Annotated in this window: 17 protein-coding genes; 1 reads left to right on the plus strand and 16 read right to left on the minus strand. The window is 48.7% G+C overall.

What is annotated here, in order from left to right:
• Positions 1-116: 116 nt before the first annotated feature.
• The 11 genes from AMS66_RS12860 to purM all read right to left on the minus strand — a co-directional run bounded on the left by AMS66_RS12860 (position 117) and on the right by purM (position 13,032).
• Positions 117-722 carry a GNAT family N-acetyltransferase gene (locus tag AMS66_RS12860; RefSeq protein WP_236703371.1) on the minus strand — a complete coding sequence of 202 codons (606 nt, stop codon included), beginning with the start codon at positions 720-722 and terminating at the stop codon, positions 117-119.
• Complete coding sequence (gene ilvA / locus AMS66_RS12865) at positions 719-2,011, minus strand: threonine ammonia-lyase IlvA (RefSeq protein ID WP_053781186.1); 1,293 nt, start codon at positions 2,009-2,011, stop codon at positions 719-721. The genes AMS66_RS12860 and ilvA overlap by 4 nt, the downstream gene beginning before the upstream one ends.
• Positions 2,012-2,077: 66 nt before the next feature.
• On the minus strand, positions 2,078-2,968 hold the full coding sequence (locus AMS66_RS12870) for an alpha/beta fold hydrolase (RefSeq protein ID WP_053781187.1): 891 nt from the start codon (positions 2,966-2,968) through the stop codon (positions 2,078-2,080).
• Positions 2,969-3,311: 343 nt separating this feature from the next.
• Positions 3,312-3,917 carry an alpha/beta hydrolase gene (locus AMS66_RS12875; protein WP_053781211.1) on the minus strand — a complete coding sequence of 202 codons (606 nt, stop codon included), beginning with the start codon at positions 3,915-3,917 and terminating at the stop codon, positions 3,312-3,314.
• Positions 3,918-3,931: 14 nt separating this feature from the next.
• Positions 3,932-4,882 (minus strand): ring-cleaving dioxygenase, encoded by a 951-nt coding sequence (locus tag AMS66_RS12880; RefSeq protein WP_053781188.1) that lies wholly within the window; start codon positions 4,880-4,882, stop codon positions 3,932-3,934.
• A gap of 295 nt (positions 4,883-5,177) precedes the next feature.
• Complete coding sequence (locus tag AMS66_RS12885) at positions 5,178-6,260, minus strand: hemolysin family protein (RefSeq protein ID WP_053781189.1); 1,083 nt, start codon at positions 6,258-6,260, stop codon at positions 5,178-5,180.
• A gap of 82 nt (positions 6,261-6,342) precedes the next feature.
• On the minus strand, positions 6,343-7,680 hold the full coding sequence (locus AMS66_RS12890) for a hemolysin family protein (RefSeq protein ID WP_053781190.1): 1,338 nt from the start codon (positions 7,678-7,680) through the stop codon (positions 6,343-6,345).
• A gap of 612 nt (positions 7,681-8,292) precedes the next feature.
• Positions 8,293-9,564, minus strand: coding sequence for a phosphoribosylamine--glycine ligase (gene purD / locus AMS66_RS12895; protein WP_053781191.1), 1,272 nt, complete (start codon positions 9,562-9,564; stop codon positions 8,293-8,295).
• Positions 9,565-9,683: 119 nt separating this feature from the next.
• Positions 9,684-11,231: a bifunctional phosphoribosylaminoimidazolecarboxamide formyltransferase/IMP cyclohydrolase gene (gene purH / locus AMS66_RS12900; protein ID WP_053781192.1), complete on the minus strand. Its 1,548-nt coding sequence runs from the start codon at positions 11,229-11,231 to the stop codon at positions 9,684-9,686.
• 143 nt (positions 11,232-11,374) lie between these two features.
• Positions 11,375-11,992 carry a phosphoribosylglycinamide formyltransferase gene (gene purN / locus AMS66_RS12905; RefSeq protein WP_053781193.1) on the minus strand — a complete coding sequence of 206 codons (618 nt, stop codon included), beginning with the start codon at positions 11,990-11,992 and terminating at the stop codon, positions 11,375-11,377.
• Complete coding sequence (gene purM, locus AMS66_RS12910; protein ID WP_053781194.1) at positions 11,992-13,032, minus strand: phosphoribosylformylglycinamidine cyclo-ligase; 1,041 nt, start codon at positions 13,030-13,032, stop codon at positions 11,992-11,994. Before purM ends, purN begins: the two co-directional genes overlap by 1 nt.
• A gap of 59 nt (positions 13,033-13,091) precedes the next feature.
• Here purM and AMS66_RS34345 point away from each other — a divergent pair, with 59 nt between their 5' ends.
• Positions 13,092-13,214 (plus strand): hypothetical protein, encoded by a 123-nt coding sequence (locus AMS66_RS34345; RefSeq protein ID WP_269084543.1) that lies wholly within the window; start codon positions 13,092-13,094, stop codon positions 13,212-13,214.
• Between the two features lie 232 nt (positions 13,215-13,446).
• Here the strand turns inward: AMS66_RS34345 and purF are convergent, their stop codons facing one another.
• From purF to AMS66_RS12935, 5 genes are all read right to left on the minus strand, one after another.
• A complete protein-coding gene (gene purF / locus AMS66_RS12915) occupies positions 13,447-14,925 on the minus strand; it encodes an amidophosphoribosyltransferase (RefSeq protein ID WP_053781195.1) in 1,479 nt (492 codons plus the stop codon).
• A complete protein-coding gene (purL, locus tag AMS66_RS12920; protein WP_053781196.1) occupies positions 14,910-17,153 on the minus strand; it encodes a phosphoribosylformylglycinamidine synthase subunit PurL in 2,244 nt (747 codons plus the stop codon). The genes purF and purL overlap by 16 nt, the downstream gene beginning before the upstream one ends.
• Positions 17,131-17,820 (minus strand): phosphoribosylformylglycinamidine synthase subunit PurQ, encoded by a 690-nt coding sequence (purQ, locus tag AMS66_RS12925; RefSeq protein WP_053781197.1) that lies wholly within the window; start codon positions 17,818-17,820, stop codon positions 17,131-17,133. The genes purL and purQ overlap by 23 nt, the downstream gene beginning before the upstream one ends.
• A gap of 4 nt (positions 17,821-17,824) precedes the next feature.
• Positions 17,825-18,070, minus strand: coding sequence for a phosphoribosylformylglycinamidine synthase subunit PurS (gene purS / locus AMS66_RS12930; RefSeq protein ID WP_053781198.1), 246 nt, complete (start codon positions 18,068-18,070; stop codon positions 17,825-17,827).
• Between the two features lie 598 nt (positions 18,071-18,668).
• Positions 18,669-19,541, minus strand: coding sequence for a phosphoribosylaminoimidazolesuccinocarboxamide synthase (locus AMS66_RS12935; protein ID WP_053781199.1), 873 nt, complete (start codon positions 19,539-19,541; stop codon positions 18,669-18,671).
• Positions 19,542-19,739 lie beyond the last annotated feature (198 nt).

Raw genomic sequence — 19,739 nt, forward strand, 5'->3', positions numbered from 1 at the left:
CCTAAAGCACATAAAAAACACAAAGAAAACCGACATAGGATTCGCTCCCATGTCGGTTTTCTTTGATTCTATCGATGAATTGAATCTCCTACTCCAGGCTAACTCAGAGTTAAGAACTACAGAATTGGCTTGACCATATGGTTATACTCATGTCCAGCAATGACAATCACTTCATCCTTGATATAGCCCTGCCGTTCGTACAACATCAAGGCCCGGCCATTGTCGCGTTCAACAATGAGGGATACCTGCGAGTGTCCAAGTTCCCTTCCCTGCTGCTCAAAAGCAGCCATCAATGCCTTGCCGATACCCTGCCCCTGATATGCTTCGCTTACCGATAGAGTATCCAGATAATACTCCCCGGGACGGGTTTCTTTGACCAACGTATATTTCTCATCTGTACTCCGACCAGGCCGATCCAGAATTGGCTGATCCAAACGATCTGCCTCGCCTCCATCATAAGCCACCAGTATTCCCGCAACCTGCTCATCCTGTTCCATGACCGTTATGTTCCGGTAACTGATTCGATTGTCTTCTTGCACGTAGAATTGCTGTAAAATCTGCATCGCTTTCTCATGATCTCCTTCACCAGCAAGAGCATAGACAATATCATCAATCGCCTGATGGAGTAAAGGAATCACTTGTGTGGCATCTTCCTTACGAGCAGGTCTCAACAGAGGCTGTGACTCACTACGGTCCGACTTTACATTGGAATGATTCATCATATTAACATGTTGAACAGATTCAGATTTTTGTTCAGCTCGGTATACGCGAGGCCTTTACGATTCATGCGTTCAATCAGCGGCTGGTAATCTTCCTTGTACATCAACTCGATGCCCACCAAGGCAGGCCCATTTTCCTTATCATGCTTCTTCGTATATTCAAAACGGGCAATGTCGTCATTGGGTCCCAACACTTCCACAAGGAATTCACGTAAAGCTCCCGCACGCTGTGGGAAATTGACCATGAAATAATATTTCAGACCTTCGTAGATCAAAGAACGTTCTTTGATTTCCTGCATCCGGTCAATATCATTGTTGCCGCCGCTAATCACACAGACAACCGTCTTGCCAGCAATCTGCTCGCGATACTGCTCCAGTGCAGCAACCGCCAGTGAACCAGCAGGCTCCACAACAATCGCATTTTCATTATATAGCTCTAAAATGGTGGTGCAGGCTTTGCCTTCAGGCACCTTCACAATGTCATCCAACGTTCCACTACAGATGTCGAAGGTCAGGTCACCAACACGTTTCACCGCAGCACCATCCACGAATTTATCAATATCATCCAGCGTGACAACCTGCTTGCGGAACATGGCCTCACTCATGGAAGCCGCGCCAAGTGGCTCTACACCAATAATGCGGGTTTCCGGGCTAACCGTCTTCATGTAGGTTCCAACACCGGCAGCCAGACCGCCACCACCAATTGTGACGAATACATAATCTGCTTTTTCATCCAGACTCTCCATGATTTCCATCGCCACCGTACCATTACCCGCAATGATCTTCGGCTGGTCAAACGGATGAATAAACGTCATGCCCTGTTCATTACACGCACGCATAGCTTCTTCATAAGCATCGTCATACGTATCACCTGTCAGCACAACTTCAACATTATCTCCACCAAATCGACGTACCTGCTTCACCTTCTGATTTGGAGTTGTGCTCGGCATGAAGATTTTTCCGTGGATACCCAGCGCGTTACAGGAAAAAGCAACCCCCTGCGCATGGTTGCCCGCACTCGCGCAGACAATACCTTTCTCCAGCTCAGCTGGAGCCAGACTACGAATCATGTTGTAGGCTCCACGAATTTTGAACGAGCGTACCACCTGCAGGTCTTCCCGTTTAAGATACACATTACAGTTATATTTGGCCGACAATACAGCATCCCGCTGCAGCGGCGTTCTTACAATGACTTCTCTCAGCACATGATGTGCGCGCACGATATCTTCCATACCAACACTGGCACGGCCGGAATTGGTAGTTCCCGTTGGTTCCTGTTCCACTGGTTTCATCTCTTCTCCACACTCCGCTTATCTTGGTTGGCAATGCAAGCATTGCTTTTTTCTCTCTTTATTGTATCACTTTTGTTCTATTCTTGCGCCTGAGCTCGCCTCATGTACCATTCGCACAATTTCATTAATAATAACCTGAGGATCCGTAAACATGACCATATGGCTGGATTGATCGGCTCCGATCCACTTGGCATTCGTCAGTGAGTTTACGGTTTGACGATGTGCTTGCATAATGGCGGGCCTTATTTTACGCTCTCCCATACCTGTTTTCGTACCTGAAATGACGCTAACTTCTAGATTACCAAGATCAAGAGGGTTAACCAACAGCGAAGCCAAGTCTTCCAGAAAAGGTTTCGACTCCTTAACCATTGTCCTGGCCGCCTGTACGGTGAAATCCTCTGCGCGGTGATCCCTGACAACGTCGTCAGGCTGTACACTTCCCGGTCTCCTGCCTAGTAACCTGTATATCCCCGTACGTGCCATGAATGGAATAAGGTAACGGTTCAAGGCAAAATTTGTTTTGGCAGCTTTGGAGAAATACAGCTCACAATGCTCGTCTGAAGGATCAACCAGCACAACGCCGCTTATACAGGACATATTCGAGGCCGCAGCCGCACGAACAATAGGCCCTCCCCAGCTGTGTCCGACCAAGATGAAAGGACCCTGCCCCAGTGCAGTCAGTAAATCACTAAGATCTTCTGCTATTCGTTGGAGATTGCGGGGAGCCGAATCGACCTCGCTTCGTCCCGAACCTGCCCGGTCATATACTACGGCACGTGCATGTTCAGCAACAGCCGGTGCCACCAATCCCCAAGTGGATCGCGAGAAGCCCATACCGGACTCAAATACAACCGTCAAATCACCTGTTCCTCTGGACATATAATGTAGTTTTCGACCATCCCGGGTCTGAATAAACGCACTTGAACCAAAAGAATGTGAGCTATGGTTAGGCTTCATCTTCCCCTCCTGATTACACGTATCATCATAAATAGCCGAATCTAATTGAAAATGATTATCAATTACTTGATTATAGATTATTCCACACTTTTGGACAAGGCATAGTGTCAGATTTGCTGGCCTCATCAATCTTCATTATTTCACATCCACATCAACGCTTTCTCCCCGAAAAACAGATCAAAAACCCGATCCATTCAAGGATCGGGCAGTTAAACAGACTGTATAAACAGTGTACCAAATTTACTTCATTCATTATTTATTGATTTACGCTAAAAGCAAAGCACGTAGCCTACAAATCAGACTGTGACTTCGATATTTATGACTTCCTACTCTAGGCAACCAATCACGCCTGAGTCTTAAACCAGGCTGCAGCAGCTTCTGCCTCAGTGCGGGTCAACTGGTGACCCTGACGCTCCCAGTGCATGTGCACATCGGCACCAGCGCCGCTAAGCAGTGAAGCTAATTCATCCGTTTCACGTTTCGGTACGATTGGATCGTTCTCTCCTGCTCCGATAAACACAGGCAGCCCTTTCAGGTCCGGCAATTCCAAACCGCGAAGCGGTACCATCGGATGGTGCAGAATCGCTCCTTTGAATACGTCAGCCTGATGGAAAATCAGACTTGCTGCAATGTTAGCTCCGTTGGAATAACCCAGGGCATAGACATTCGCACGATCAAAGCCATACTCCACAGCTGCTGAATCCACAAAAGAACCCAATTCCGCTGTCCGTGCAATGAGATCTTCTTCGTCAAACACCCCTTCCGCCAAACGGCGGAAGAAACGGGGCATTCCATTCTCCGATACGTTACCACGCACCCCCAGAATACCTGCTCCTGGCGCGATCATCTCGGCCAGACTTACCAGATCATTCTCCGTTCCACCTGTGCCGTGCAGCAACAAAAGGGTGGGTGCATCTGGCTGAGAACCTGCTTTATATATATGCTTCATTGTATTGGTAGTAGTCATGATTTGGACTCTCCTTTCCATTCACGTACTTGAATAGGTGGCAGCAGCTGTTCAATCTGCTCCCGCTGTGGTTCATACCACTCAGGCAGCATCAGTTTCTCACCCATGCTCTCCTGTGGTTCATCCCGTGCAAATCCTGGAGGATCCGTAGCCAGTTCAAACAGTATACCTCCCGGTTCCCGGAAATACACGGCGTTGAAGTACTGGCGGTCAATGACCGGTGTTGGATGGTAGCCGGCTTTTTGAAGATCCTGCTGCATTTGTTCGTGCTCGACATAATCTTTTGCACGCCATGCAATATGGTGTACTGTACCTGCTCCGCCAATTCCCCGCTGAATTCCGGTGGATTGAATATCAATCAGTTGACCAATGTCACCAGTAGCCTGCAGACGAATGATTCCATCCTCTTCACCTACCAGTTCGAGACCGAGCATCGTTTTCAGCACATCCGTTGTTTTGTCAGGTACATGGCTGAATAATACAGCTCCACCAAAGCCTTTGATGGCATGTTCCGATGGTACACCATTGAATGCCCACTGACTTGGCTGACCTCCTTCACGCTCGACCAATTCGAGCAAGAGACCGCCTTTATCGAAGAAGCGAATATACTGCTCGCCAAATCTTGTTTTATTTTCAAATGGAATATCGAAGGATGTGAGCCGTTCTTTCCAGAATGGCAGGCTGCCCACCGGAACTGCATATACAGTTACGCCAGTCTGTCCTGATCCAATTACACCTCTTCTGGCATTCTGCTGTGGGAAGAAGGTGATAATGGTGCCTGGTGCCCCATCCTCATTGCCATAATACAGATGGTACACATCTGGTGCATCAAAGTTAATTGTTTTTTTCACCAGTCTCAGTGCCAATACACCTGCGTAAAAATCAACATTTTTCTGTGCATCATCTACAAAAGCCGTAACATGATGGATCCCTGAAGTTCTGAACATAATATCCACTCCCTTAGTTTTATTGATATCATTGTTATATTTAGCAGTTCGTTATGCATTGCTTTTTGTTATTTATCTTTAAATTAAGATTCTTTAAATTTATATTAATCCATTGGCTCTCATTATGCAAGCTTTTGTTTTAAAATTAAGATAATTATCTTTGACCTGCTGAAATGCCGCCTGAGTATACCGACATGGACAAAAAACAGGTCCCGATCACTCGGAAACCTGTTTTCCTTTAATTTTATTCCATTGCCGCCACACAACATCGACCCTTATAACTTCGCATTACGCTTTAGGTCAATTTTAATCGCTTAGGCGGTTGTACCAGATCTTTGCCATCATACTCATCCTTGATATCTCCAACAATTTCTTCAAGGATATCCTCCATTGTAACCAGACCAACCGTTGCCCCCTCCGCATTATGAACCGCAGCGATATGGGAACGACTTTGCTGCATCTGGATCAAGACATCCTTAATTGGTGATAACTCCGAGAATTTCAACATGTCATGTACAAACGTGTCCATATTGAAAGCCCGACCTGCGGCAACACTCGTGAGCATTTCCTTCGTATGGATAAATCCAACGAAATGGTCCGGATTTTCTTTTTTAATCACAGGAAAACGTGTATATTCATGCTGCTTCAGGACCTCAATCATACGATCCTGCGGCATTTCCTTATCAATCGTAACAATTTTTTCTTTGCGAATCATAATTTCCTGAAGCAAACGCTCATCAAAAGCAAAAATGTTTTTGAGATAGTCAAGCTCTGTCTGATTAATCTCTCCACTCTCATAACTTTGCGCCATAATCAGCTTCAGTTCCTCTTCAGAGTGAACCGTATCGTGACCTGCTGGCTTTATACCAAATAGGCCAAGCAACAGACGTGCAGCCCCATTCAGCGCATAGATGAATGGATTCATGATTTTACCAAACCAGTACAGCGGTGGTGCGAGTAAAAGGGTCATTTTCTCTGCAAACTGGATCGCCAGCGTTTTTGGTGCCAATTCACCAATCACGACATGCAGGAATGTGATGATCGCCAAGGCGATACCATACGACAGTACCGTAGATAAAGCCGCTGGCACCTCAAGTCGTTCAAACAGCGGGTGCAACATTTTCTCAACCGTAGGCTCACCCAGTGCACCCAATACCAGCGCCGTGATCGTGATACCCAACTGACATGCAGATAAATAATAATCCAGATTGTGAGCCACTTTTTTGGCCAATACTGCTTTTTTGTTACCTTCCAGGATTAACTGATCTATTCGAGACATCCGTACTTTCAGAATTGCAAATTCCGCTCCAACGAAAAATGCGGTCAGACCGATAAATACGGCTACTAAAAATAAGTTTAAGGCTATTATTCCGTCCAATGATTTCCCTCAATATGAGGGATTCACCTCCAAGTTGATCATTTTAATTAAGTGATGCACGAGTGACGCTCCGGTAACCAGATTAGGCCAGGTCACTGACAGATTCATCGACCTGAGCACCGTTAACACGTTCAAGCAGAACCTGCTTAATGTGAAAATTCTCTGTGTCCACAACGGTCCAGACATAGTCACCGTGTTCTACCGTATCGCCTTGTTCCACACCGACACCCTTCTGGAACTGAATCCATCCGGCCACGGTATCCATCTCCTCATTACCTTCAAACACAAGCCCAAACTGCCGTTCCAACTCATCCAGTAGCACCCGACCATTAATGAGATATTGGTTCTCTCCGGTTTCCTGAATGTCAGCAACTTCATCGGCATCGAACTCATCCCGAATCTCGCCGACAAGCTCCTCCAGAATATCCTCCATTGTAATGATTCCCGAGGTACCTCCGTATTCATCCACGACCACGGCCATGTGCACACGTTCCTGCTGCATCTTGATCATGGCATCCTGAATACTTGTAACTTCAGAAACGTATGGAATTTCACGAACAAAATCGACAAGTTGGTGCTCCCTAAGGGCAACCATATCAGGCAAAATCTTTTTCACATTCACTACACCGACAATTCGGTCCTTATCCCCATCCTCAATGACGGGATAACGTGAATAATTATGCTCATCCAATATCGGGATGATATCGTCGTAGGTCATACTCTGATTTAGTGTTACCAGTTCTGTCCTCGGAACCATGATGTCTTTGGCATCACGCTCATCGAACACGAATACGTTTTCCAGATACGAAAGCTTGGTCTTGTTGTTCTCATCCCCTTCATAACTCTGGTTCATGATGATTTTGATCTCATCCTCCGAGTACGCCTGTTCATGTCCGGCAGGCTTCACGCCAAATGCCCGAAGAATTACCCGGGATGCACCATTCAGCGCCCAAATGAAGGGATACATAATTTTCCCGAACCAGTACAACGGCGGCGAGAGCAGCAGCGTCAATTTTTCCGAAAATTGAATCGCCATCGTTTTGGGAGCCATCTCCCCAACCACAACGTGCAGGAACGTGACGAGTATGAACGCAATCGCATAAGATGCAACGGATGAGATGGAAGCCGATACGTTTAGATAGTCAAATACCGGATATAAGAGCCTTTCAACGGTTGGCTTACCGAGTGCTCCCAATCCCAGGGCAGTCACGGTAATACCAAGCTGACAGGCGGACAGATAATAATCGAGATCCGTGACTACTTTTTTGGCCAATATGGCCTTCTTATTGCCCTCGGCAACAAGTTGATCCACTCTTGATGTACGAATCTTGACCACTGCGAACTCTGATGCAACGAAAAATGCGGTCAACGCAATCAAGATAATGAGTAATACAATATTTAATATGGTAATTATGTCCAATGATTTCCCCGCTTCTCAGGGATTCACCTCCAGAGATAGTTACAGCGTGATTCGTTAACTTGGTTAACCATTCAACAACTGATTGACGTTCAATATGGGTATGCCTTATATGAAATCGATAAATGATAAAGTTTGTAGGTTATACTTTGACCTTGTAAAATTGCAAAACAGGAATTCAGGATGAAGTTAATCACTTACAGAAACTACTTCACTAAAATCAGGGTTACCCCTCATGCGGTCGCTTGTTTCTCCGATTTACTCCACCAAAATTCTCCATTTGGACAGTTTACAATATCGCCTTCCCAATAGATATCCACCTCCCCACTTATTCATTCCTGTTTCAGAAAAGTATAACACGATCTGCACCAAACCATCCAGTTGCACGTCATGGTTTGGAACACTACATATTGTATTGTTCACAAAATAGTCTTTATGTATGAAGATTTCGTTCATAATCGTTAGACTAGACGGTTTTACAAAAATACTACTCTCTGCTAAGAATGCTCAAACAAGCTTTATCCTATATTCCATAGTCATGTATACGCAACAAAAGGCTCGCAGGATGCAAACGCCTTTTTCAGGCGAGCATCTTACGAGCCCATAGTTGATTGATTACTGATTAACCAAAGCCTTGGCAGCAATATCAGACCGCTGATGTTTGCCATCAAAGCGGATTTGTTCCGCTTGAGCATAGGCTTTGTTTCTGGCTTCGGCGATATCGGCACCAAGACCTACAACGCCCAGAATCCGTCCCCCATTAGTGACCCATTCTCCAGATTCATTGCGTGCCGTTCCCGCGTGAAACACCACGGCTTCGTCGACTTGTTCCAGTCCCTCAATAACTACACCCTTTGCATAAGGACCAGGATATCCTCCAGAAGCAAGCACCACACATACAGCGGCTTCGTCACTCCATTCAATCTGGATATCCGCCAATTTCCCGTGCACGGTTGCCCAGAAAATGTCGAGCAGATCACTCTTCAGTCGCGGCAATACAACCTGCGTTTCGGGATCACCGAAACGGGCGTTGAATTCAATCGTTTTGGGTTTGCCATCCGGTGAAATCATCAGCCCGGCAAACAATACACCCTGGAATGGACGTCCCTCAGATACCATCGCTTTGGCCGTTGGTTTGATTATCGTCTCCACTGCTTCTTCAATGATGGATGCCGGGATGTGCGGCAGTGGTGAGTAAGTCCCCATTCCGCCTGTGTTTGGCCCCTCATCGTTGTCAAATACCGGTTTGTGATCCTGTGCAGCAGCCATCGGGCGAACGGTCTCCCCATCGACAAAAGCCAAAATCGACATTTCCTGACCCGCCAGGAATTCTTCGATGATGACCTTGGCTCCTGCTTCTCCAAATACTTTATCCACCATAATGCTGCGGAGCGCCTGGTCAGCCTCCTCACGGGAGTAAGCTACAGTAACGCCTTTACCAGCTGCGAGTCCATCTGCCTTAATCACGACAGGAATGGCTTGCTCATTCAGATAAGCCTGCGCTTGCTCGTAATTGTCGAATTTCTCATAGTCTGCAGTCGGAATATTGTATTTATGAAGCAGATCCTTCATGAACGTTTTGCTGCCCTCAATCTCTGCTGCATTGCGTCGTGGTCCAAATACCGGAATACCTGTCTTGTCAAAAGCATCCACAATCCCGTCTGCTAGCGGATCATCTGGCCCAATAACAACCAATCCCACGTTAAGCTCCACGGCAAGCGCCGTCAGTTTATCGAATTCATTGACCGCAATCGGATGACACTCGGCGAGCTGTGCAATGCCTGCATTTCCCGGTGCACAGTGAATCTTGCCTGCCTTCGGGCTTTTCGCCAGTGCCCATATAATTGCGTGTTCCCGGCCACCGCCGCCCACTACCAGAATATCCATTAGTGTTGTTCCCCTCCATGAATTTCAGGATTTTTTCTATTCTCTTGGCAAAAAAGCTTCAAAAGACGATGAACAAGCCTATTCGCTTGTTCATCGTTTGGAAGCAATTTAGTTATCGTTTAGTGTTTGAAGTGACGAACGCCAGTGAAGACCATGGCAATACCGTATTCATTCGCTACTTTGATAGACTCTTCGTCCTTGATCGAACCACCTGGTTGAATAACGGCTATAACTCCAGCTTTCGCTGCAAGTTCCAGTGTATCGCCCATTGGGAAGAACGCATCGGATGCCAGAATGGCTCCTTTGGCTAGTTCTCCAGCTTGTTCAATAGCAATCTTGGCTGCGCCGACACGATTCATTTGCCCTGCGCCTACACCCACAGTCATGTCGTTTGCTGCAAGCACGATCGCATTGGATTTCACATGCTTAACCACTTTCCAGCCAAACAATAGCTGTTTCAGTTCTTCTTCGGATGGCGCACGATCTGTAACTACCTTTAACTCGCTCGCTTCAATGGAATGCACATCGCTTTGTTGCACGATCATGCCGCCGTCGATGGAAGTTACTACGAATTGGCTCTCCCGATTGCGAGCAGCGCTCAGTTCACCCGTTTTGAGCAAACGGATGTTTTTCTTTTTGGTGAGGATATCGAGTGCCTCTTGTGTAAAGTCAGGAGCCAATACGATTTCCAGGAAAATCTCACTCAGTTTAGCCGCTGTATCGCTGTCGATAATGCGGTTGGCTGCCACGATTCCACCAAAGATAGAGGTTGGATCTGCCGCATAAGCTTTGCCATAAGCTTCGTAGATGCTTTCGCCAACACCTACGCCGCAAGGATTCATATGTTTAACCGCCACAACTGCCGGTTCTTCAAATTCTTTGACAATCTGCAAGGCTGCGTTCGCATCGTTGATGTTATTGTAGGACAACTCTTTGCCGTGCAGCTGCTCGGCTGTTGTCAACGTATCTTGGGCTGCCAGCGGTTTGCGGTAGAATGCCGCCTGCTGATGTGGATTTTCGCCATAGCGCAAATCCTGGAGTTTTTCGTAAGTCACGGTCAGACGCTCTGGCAGAGGATCGCCGTTCACGTTGGACAGATAATCGGAGATGAGTGCATCGTAAGCCGCCGTATGACGGAACACTTTTGCCGCAAGCCGTTTGCGTGTTTCCAGTGTGGTATCCCCACTGTTACGCACTTCCTCCAGCACATGGCTGTAGTCATCAGCGTCTACAACGACACTAACAAAGGCGTGGTTTTTGGCTGCCGAGCGAAGCATGGTGGGACCACCGATGTCGATATTTTCAATCGCATCTTCATAAGCCACATCCGGCTTTGCAATGGTCTCCTGGAACGGATACAGATTTACGACAACCAGATCGATGTAATCCAATCCAAGTTCTTTCATTTGGCGTGTATGCTCTTCGTTATCACGAACAGCAAGCAAACCGCTATGAACTGCGGGATGCAGTGTTTTGACACGTCCGTCCATGATTTCCGGGAATCCGGTCACATCCGAAATACCGACTACAGGTACGCCTTCCTTCGACAACAGGCTGCTAGTACCTCCTGTCGAAATAATCTCCACACCCATTTGCGACAGCTCGCGGCAAAAGTCCACGATGCCTGTTTTATCCGATACGCTGACCAGCGCTCTTTTGATACTCACAATATGCTCCTCCTTTAATGTCCCATGGCTTCGCGTTTCATGGCGAAACACAACCGATTTATTTCCCGAGAAATATCACAAAATGCGTACCAATTTTCGACGATCATACTTGTTTCAAACGACAGTTCCTGCCCGAATCGGGTTCAGTCCGCTTTTTTTACGGTAACTTGGCGTCCTTCGAGTTGAACCCATCCCTGAGCAAACCAGGATACAACCTCAGGGTACAGCTGCTGTTCGGCAGCATGGATGGAGTGACTGACGGATTCAGCTGTATCCTCTGGTAAAATCGGAACAGGATGCTGGGCAATAATCGGCCCTGTATCCATGCCCCCATCCACGAAGTGCACGGTAACTCCGGTAATTTTAACGCCGTATTCCAGTGCCTGTCCTATCGCATCCTTGCCTGCAAACGCTGGTAACAGGGACGGATGAATGTTAATCAGCCGTCCTGCATAGCGATCCACGACCACTGAAGTCAGCAATCTCATGTAACCGGCAAGAACAACCAGGTCAATATTTTTAGATTCAAGCACTTCCATGATCTCAGCCTCATAGGCTTCACGGGAATCATAATTTTTGGGAGTAAACAGATGGCATTCCACGCCTGCATCCTGCGCCCGCTGCACCACACGTGCAGCCGGCTTGTCACATACCAGCAGATCTATGGATGCACCCAGCCCTCCGTTCCGTGCTGCATCAACCAATGCCTGGAAGTTCGACCCTTCACCAGAGGCAAATACAGCAATACGGTAGTTCGCCATTAAACATCCGCTCCCGTGAAGGTTACTCGCGCATCTCCTTCGGTCACACGTCCAATGATGTACGCTTCTTCACCGGATGCTTTAAGTTGTTCCAATGCTTCACCTGCATCTGCTTCATTCACGACCAGCACAAGTCCGATCCCCATGTTAAACGTGGTGAACATGTCGCGGTTCGAAACGGAGCCTTTTTCTTGCAACAGGTTGAAGATCGGCAGAATCGGCCAAGAACCGTAGTCGATGTCTACATTCACGCTGCTTGGTAGCATACGCGGGATGTTCTCGATGAAGCCACCACCTGTAATGTGGGCCATGCCTTTTACGTTTACCTTTTCAAGCAGGGACAGGAGTGGTTTTACATAGATTTTCGTTGGTTCCAGCAGTGCGTCACCCAGCTTGCCACCCAATTCAGCGACTTCATCCTGCAAGCCCAATCCGGCTTGTTCCAACAAAAGTTTGCGTACCAAGGAGAAGCCGTTGCTGTGCACTCCGCTGGATGCAAGTCCGATCACCGTATCGCCAGAGGCGATGGTTGTACCATTAATGATTTTGGCTTTGTCCACGATACCCACAGTAAATCCGGCAATATCGTATTCACCCTCACTGTACATGCCCGGCATTTCAGCCGTTTCGCCACCGATCAGGGCACAGCCCGACTGATGACATCCTTCTGCGATTCCCGCAACAATGGCTTCGATTTTCTCTGGGATGACTTTGTCACACGCCAGATAGTCGAGGAAGAATAGCGGCTCTGCGCCCTGTACCACAATGTCGTTCACACACATGGCTACCGCGTCGATTCCGATGGTATCATGACGGTCCATGGCAAATGCGATTTTCAGCTTGGTTCCTACGCCGTCTGTACCGGATACAAGCACCGGCTCATCATATTTATCTTTGTTCAAACCGAACAGGGCGCCAAAGCCTCCCAGATCTGTCATCACTTCCGGACGGAAGGTACGCTTCACGTGTTTTTTCATCCGTTCAACCGCTTCGTTGCCTGCCGCGATATCGACGCCGGCGTTTTTGTATGCTTCGGACAAGTGGAATCAGCTCCTTTTTTTTCGCCCCTCCTAAATCCTCCCGCCCGGGAGGACCCCAAATGACCTTGGCAGGCCCTCTGGACACCCGCCAAACAAGCGGTGCAGGGGTGGCTGGTATGATCTTGCTATGGTTGGTTCGTACGTATGCTCGCGTTTTTGTTCGCCGTTCCCGATGGCCGTAGGCCATCGGTCGGCGAACCCCGCTCGACTGCGCTGCGGGGCTATGCCCGCTGGGGCAGCTGCTTCGCCTAGCTGCCCTGGCCCCTGTTGCTCCGCAAGGCGGGGCTAGGGCTCGGGCTGTGCCCGGCGGCAGCTGCTTCGCTTGGCTGCCTGGCCCCTGTTGCTCCGCAAGGCGGGGCTAGGGCTCGGGCTGTGCCCGGGGCGGCGAGTTAAGTTTGTCTCGCCGCATAACAGCTAGCAGCTGCAGCCGAATTTCTCTTCGCCACCGAAGTCGAGTCGGGTTGGGTAATCATTATCAAAACATGCGAGGCAGAGCCCGCCCTTGTAGTCATCTTGATTATCTCCCTGAATCGATGTAATCAGCCCATCGGGGCTGAGGAACGACAGGGAGTCCGCGTTGATCTCGCGGCAGATCTCTTCCACCGACAGCTGTGAGGCGATCAATTCGCGGCTGTCGGGGGTGTCGATGCCATAGAAACACGGGTTTTTGAACGGTGGTGATGTAATCCGCACATGGACCTCGGTTGCTCCGGCATCTCGCAGCATGTTCACGATCCGGCGGGAAGTTGTTCCCCGTACGATGGAATCGTCAATCATGACCACGCGTTTGCCTTCGACGACACGGCGCACGGCGCTTAGTTTCATCTTTACGCCTTGCTCCCGCAGTTCCTGGCTTGGCTGGATAAACGTACGTCCAGTGTATTTGTTTTTGATCATGCCCAACTCATACGGAATTCCGGTTTGCTCGGCATAACCGATGGCCGCGGAAATACTGGAGTCCGGCACACCTGTTACCAGATCGGCATCCACAAATGACTCAATCGCCATCCGGCTACCCATCCGCTTACGCGCAGCGTGCTGGTTCGCACCGTTCATGTCACTGTCCGGTCGAGCAAAGTAGATATACTCCATCGCGCACAGTGCCTTACGGTGTTTGTGATGATCAAAACGGTCTTCGTGAAGACCATCTGCATCCAGCACCAACAGTTCACCTGGCTCAATATCACGAATCAACTCTGCACCAATCGTCTCCAGCGCACATGTTTCCGATGCGAACAGATACGCATCTCCCAATTTACCCATTGTGAGCGGACGCAGACCATGCGGATCAGAAGCAACCAGCAACTTGTCGTTGGTCATGATCAGAAAAGCATAACCACCCACAATACGCTGGAACGCATCCTTCGCGGCTTCCACCAATCCTTTGGGCGATCTCGCGATTAAATGGGCAATAACTTCGGTATCACTGGTCGTTTGAAAAATGGACCCACCCTGCTCCAGCTCACGACGGATTGTTGGGGCATTGACGATGTTACCGTTAGTTGCTACTGCCAGATCACCATCACGGTATTTAAATACCAATGGTTGTGCGTTCGTCAGCTTACTGTCACCACTGGTTGAATAGCGAACGTGTCCGATGGAGATATCCCCGGTCAACGTCTGCATCAGGTCTTTGGTGAAGACTTCCTTCACCAGACCCATACCACGGTGGTAGTGGAACTCGTTGCCGTCGCTTACACACATGCCTGCACTTTCTTCCCCTCGATGTTGAAGGGCATGCAGGCCATAATAGGACAGCGATGCGGCGTCAGGGTGTTTGAATACCCCGAATACGCCACATTCTTCCTTTAATTTGTCGAGTCCTTCCTTGCCGGACCCTTCATTATAATAATCGCCTGTCCACAAAGGTCCTGTCGTCAGTTCATGAGACATGGAATCGCATCCTCCCAGACCTGTGTCAAACCTCCTACGGGTTCGTTCACGGCTGATGTTCCGTTCAATTCAATCGTCAGATTACTTCCTTCTACACGCCCAATCACAGCTACAGGCACACCACGCTCACGTACAAAAGCTTCCAGCTTACCCGCTTGCTCCGGCGAAGCCGACAGCAGAATACGGGATTGGCTCTCACTGAAAAGTGCATAGTCCCCACGCAATGACGTTTCAACATTGACCTGTGCACCCACATTGCCGCTGATGCAGGACTCTGCCAAAGCTACTGCCAAGCCACCTTCAGACAAATCATGCGCGGAGCGAACAAGGCCCGTTTGGATCGCTTCCAGTACCGTACTGAGCAGCGCTTTTTCCGTGTTCAGGTCCAGCTGCGGCGGACGTCCTTCCGTTTTGCCATGAACGGCATATTGCAGCTCACTGCCGCCCAGTTCCGCTTTCGTTTCACCCAGTAGGATGATAACGTCACCTTCGGCTTTGAAGCCTTGTGTTGTGATGTGATCTGTATCATGTACCAGACCCACCATACCAACAACTGGCGTTGGGTAAATGGAGCCATTGGCATTTTCGTTGTACAGACTCACGTTACCACCGATAACTGGCGTATCCAGCACGCGGCAAGCTTCTGCCATACCGTCTACCGCTTTTTCCATCTGCCAGAAAATATCCGGCTTCTCCGGGTTACCAAAGTTCAGGTTGTCCGTAATCGCTAATGGCTCTGCACCGGAACATACAATGTTACGGGCAGCTTCGCTGACCGCAATTCGTCCGCCTACTTCTGGATCAAGATATACATAACGTCCGTTACAGTCTGTTGTCATCGCCAGACCCTTACGTGTGCCGCGAATCGTTACAACCGCTGCATCCGAACCTGGGCGAACCGCAGTACTTGTACGTACCATGTAATCATATTGATCATAAACCCACTTCTTGCTCGCTACTGTTGGAGATGCCAATACTTGCTTCAGCGCTCCGCCGAGATCCGACACTTCATCGTAACGAAGGGTGTCGATAGAAGCACTTTGCTCATAGTAAGCAGGTACAGAAGATGGTTTGTCATACACCGGGCACTCGTCAACCAGTGCAGTTACTGGCATGTCACCCACCACTTCGCCATGGTGGATCAATTTCAGACGTCCATCATCCGTTACTTTTCCGACTTTTGCACAGATAACGCCCCACCGTTCAAAGATCTCCATCGCTTGCGCCTCATCCTTCGGCTCAACAACGAACAACATCCGTTCCTGGGACTCGGACAACATCATTTCATAAGGCGTCATGCCTTCTTCACGCTGTGGCACCTGATCCAGATACAATTCCAGACCATTCCCCGCTTTACTTGCCATTTCCGCACTGGAGCATGTCAGACCTGCTGCACCCATATCCTGAATACCAAGCACGATCCCTGTATCGATGAGTTCCAAGCAAGATTCCATAACGAGTTTCTCCATGAACGGGTCACCTACTTGAACGGCAGTCCGATTGGATTCGGATTCTTCTGTCAGCTCCACCGATGCAAAAGTAGCACCGTGAATCCCGTCACGACCTGTTGGCGGTCCAACATAATACACCGGGTTGCCTACACCTTTGGCGACACCCCGCTGGATTTTGTCATGATCGATCAAACCAACACACATCGCGTTAACGAGCGGATTCCCATCATAACTTTCGTCGAACATCACTTCACCAGCCACCGTCGGAATTCCGATACAGTTACCATAGCCAGCGATACCGGATACGACATGTTCAAACAAATACTTCACACGGTCACTTTCCAGCTTGCCAAAACGCAGGGAATTCAGAAGCGCCACCGGTCTTGCACCCATGGAGAAAATATCACGGATAATGCCGCCCACACCTGTTGCCGCACCTTGGTAAGGTTCAACCGCGGAAGGATGGTTATGGCTTTCAATTTTGAATACAACGGCCTGATTGTCACCGATATCCACGATTCCGGCACCTTCACCCGGTCCCATCAGGACACGCGGCCCACTGGTTGGGAAACGGCGCAGCAACGGCTTGGAGTTTTTGTACGCGCAGTGCTCGGACCACATGACACTAAATACACCAATCTCCGTGTAGTTTGGTTTGCGCCCCATGAACTCACAGATCAGCTCATACTCGCTGTCAGACACGCCCATTTGTGCGTAAAGTTTATGTTCTGCGACCTGTTGTGCCGTCGGTTCCTTAGCGGATAGCTGCTGCGTCATGCCGATCCCTCCATGCTTTCAAAATAGATGTAAACATACGTTTGCCGTCTTCCGAACCGAGCAGTGAGTCCACCGCGCGCTCTGGATGAGGCATCATGCCGATCACGTTTCCGCCCTCGTTACAGATTCCCGCGATATCCCCCAGGGAACCATTTGGATTGCTTCCATACGTAAATACGATCTGGTTGTTTGCTTGCAAACTCGCGAGCGTCTCCTCGTCGCAATAATAGTTGCCTTCACCGTGGGCAATCGGAATAACAATCTCTTCCCCAGGTGCATAGTCACGCGTAAATGGAGTATCTGCATTCGCTACTTTCAACACCGTATCGTGACAACGGAATTTCAGCGACATGTTGCGGATCAATGCGCCCGGAAGCAATCCCGCCTCAGTGAGGATCTGGAATCCGTTACAAATGCCAAGAATATATTTGCCCTGTTCAGCAGCTTTCGCTACCTCGTTCATTACGGGTGCAAAACGGGAGATCGCTCCACAGCGCAGATAGTCACCATACGAGAAACCACCAGGAACAAGGATACAATCATAAGCCGATAGATCTGTAGCCGTGTGCCATACGTAATCAACCTCTTCTCCAATCGCATCTTCTACTGCCTTGTAACAGTCGATGTCGCAGTTGGAGCCAGGAAACACAAGAACTGCAAATTTCATGGGATTAACCCTCCAATTCGTAGCGGTAATCTTCAACAACGGTGTTGGCCAGCAGCTTCTCACACATGACTGTCACTCGTTTTTCCGCTTCCGCACGATCTGTTGTATCCAGAGTCAGTTCCATGATTTTACCGATCCGTACACTTTCCACTTCATTGAATCCCATCGAGTGCAGGGCACCTTGAACGGCTACTCCTTGCGGGTCGAGAACGCTTTGCTTAATAGTGACATAGACGGTTGCTTTGATCATGATCCTTATGTTCCTCCTCAGTAATGAACGGGATAAATGCTTTATGATGTTAAAAAGGTGGCTTGGGCGCTCGCTCCGGGGCGGATTGTTCTTCCGGTCGCTGTTGTCCCCGGGTTTTTCTGATTGTTTTGAACCGCTGTGCGGTCAAAACCCGGGGACAAAGGCGAACGCTGTCGCTCCTTTAAGAACAATTCCGCCCCTCCGCTAGTCCATGCGACGTTTTTTTTAAAGGCCTAAACCCTTTTACGTTGCACGGTGTGTAATGGTCTAGCCTGACCATTACGTTAAAACAATAAATGGTCTTCAAGTTACATTAGTAACTTCACTTTTTTATATTGATAGACTTCCTGTATAACAGAAGTCTTGGTTTAAATTGCCTCATCCCCCAGTTTGAGACTGGCGGAGGGAGAGATTTGAGCTGGAGAATCGAAGCTAAAAGCTTTCTGAAAGAAAGCTACTTCGTAAGCATGTGCTTCGCCTTTGCAACCGGAATGTTTCCTTTTGAAAAAGGATTCCAATCAAAACATTCCGGGGGCAACAGCGATCGAAAGCCAAACTTTCCCGTAGCCTACACTCAAACGTCCCTTACTCAAACTTATTACTTTGTTAAACGGTTATAAATATCGACATATCTTGCGGTTGTTGCCTCCACAACCTCTTGTGGCAGCGGGTCAGGTTTACTGTTCTTGTCCCAATCGCTACCTAACAGATAGGTGCGTACCGGCTCTTTATCCATGCTGTCGATCTCGATGTCGAGTGCGTAATTCTCTTTGGCCCAGAAGCGTGATGCATCCGGAGTGAAGATTTCATCTATCAGAATGACTTTGCCATCCACGATACCGAATTCGAACTTGCAGTCTGCGAGGATGATTCCGCGCTGATCACAATAGTCGCGAGCGAATTCGTAGAGACGCAGGCTCTTTTCCTGAAGCTCAATCGCGAGAGCATCCCCAACGAGTTCTTTCATTCGATCCATCGGGATGTCTTCGTCGTGACCGACATCGTTTTTGGCCGCCGGGGTGAAGATGGGAACATCGAGCTTGGCGTTTTTGCGAAGTCCATCCGGCAGCTTGATGCCATTGACCTCTCCGCTTTTCTCATATTGTCTCCATCCGCCTCCGGTAATGTATCCGCGTACCACACATTCAATATCAATGCGCTCGGCTTTGCGGGTCACCATGATGCGGTCTTTAAGCAGTGCAGGGTCGGTGATGATATCTCCCAGTTGGTTTACATCCGTATGCACCACATGGTTGTCCATCATGTCGCCTGTCAGTTCAAACCAGAAGCTGCTCAGTTTATTAAGCACATTGCCCTTTTCCGGAACAGCCGGGTCCAGCACGTAATCAAACGCCGAAATCCGGTCCGTAACCACGATGAGAAAATGTTCACCCAGATCGTACAACTCACGTACTTTTCCCTTATATAACAAAGGAGCTTTAACGAGATCTGCCGCAGTGGACAGCGCCATGGAGGCTCACCTTCTTTCAGGAGATGTAAAATATAAGTTCCATTTCCCTAATCACGCTAACCACTCCGAATGCAGAACAACCTTTCGATCGCTGTTATTCCCGGATTTTTTTATTCCACTTTTCCAAAGTGAAAATCCGGGAATAAAGGCGAGCGCATTCGCTTCTCCAGGTTTTTTCTACCTTCTTCGTTCCAAGCG

The sequence above is a fragment of the Paenibacillus xylanivorans genome (genome assembly GCF_001280595.1).
Taxonomy (GTDB): Bacteria; Bacillota; Bacilli; order Paenibacillales; family Paenibacillaceae; genus Paenibacillus; species Paenibacillus xylanivorans.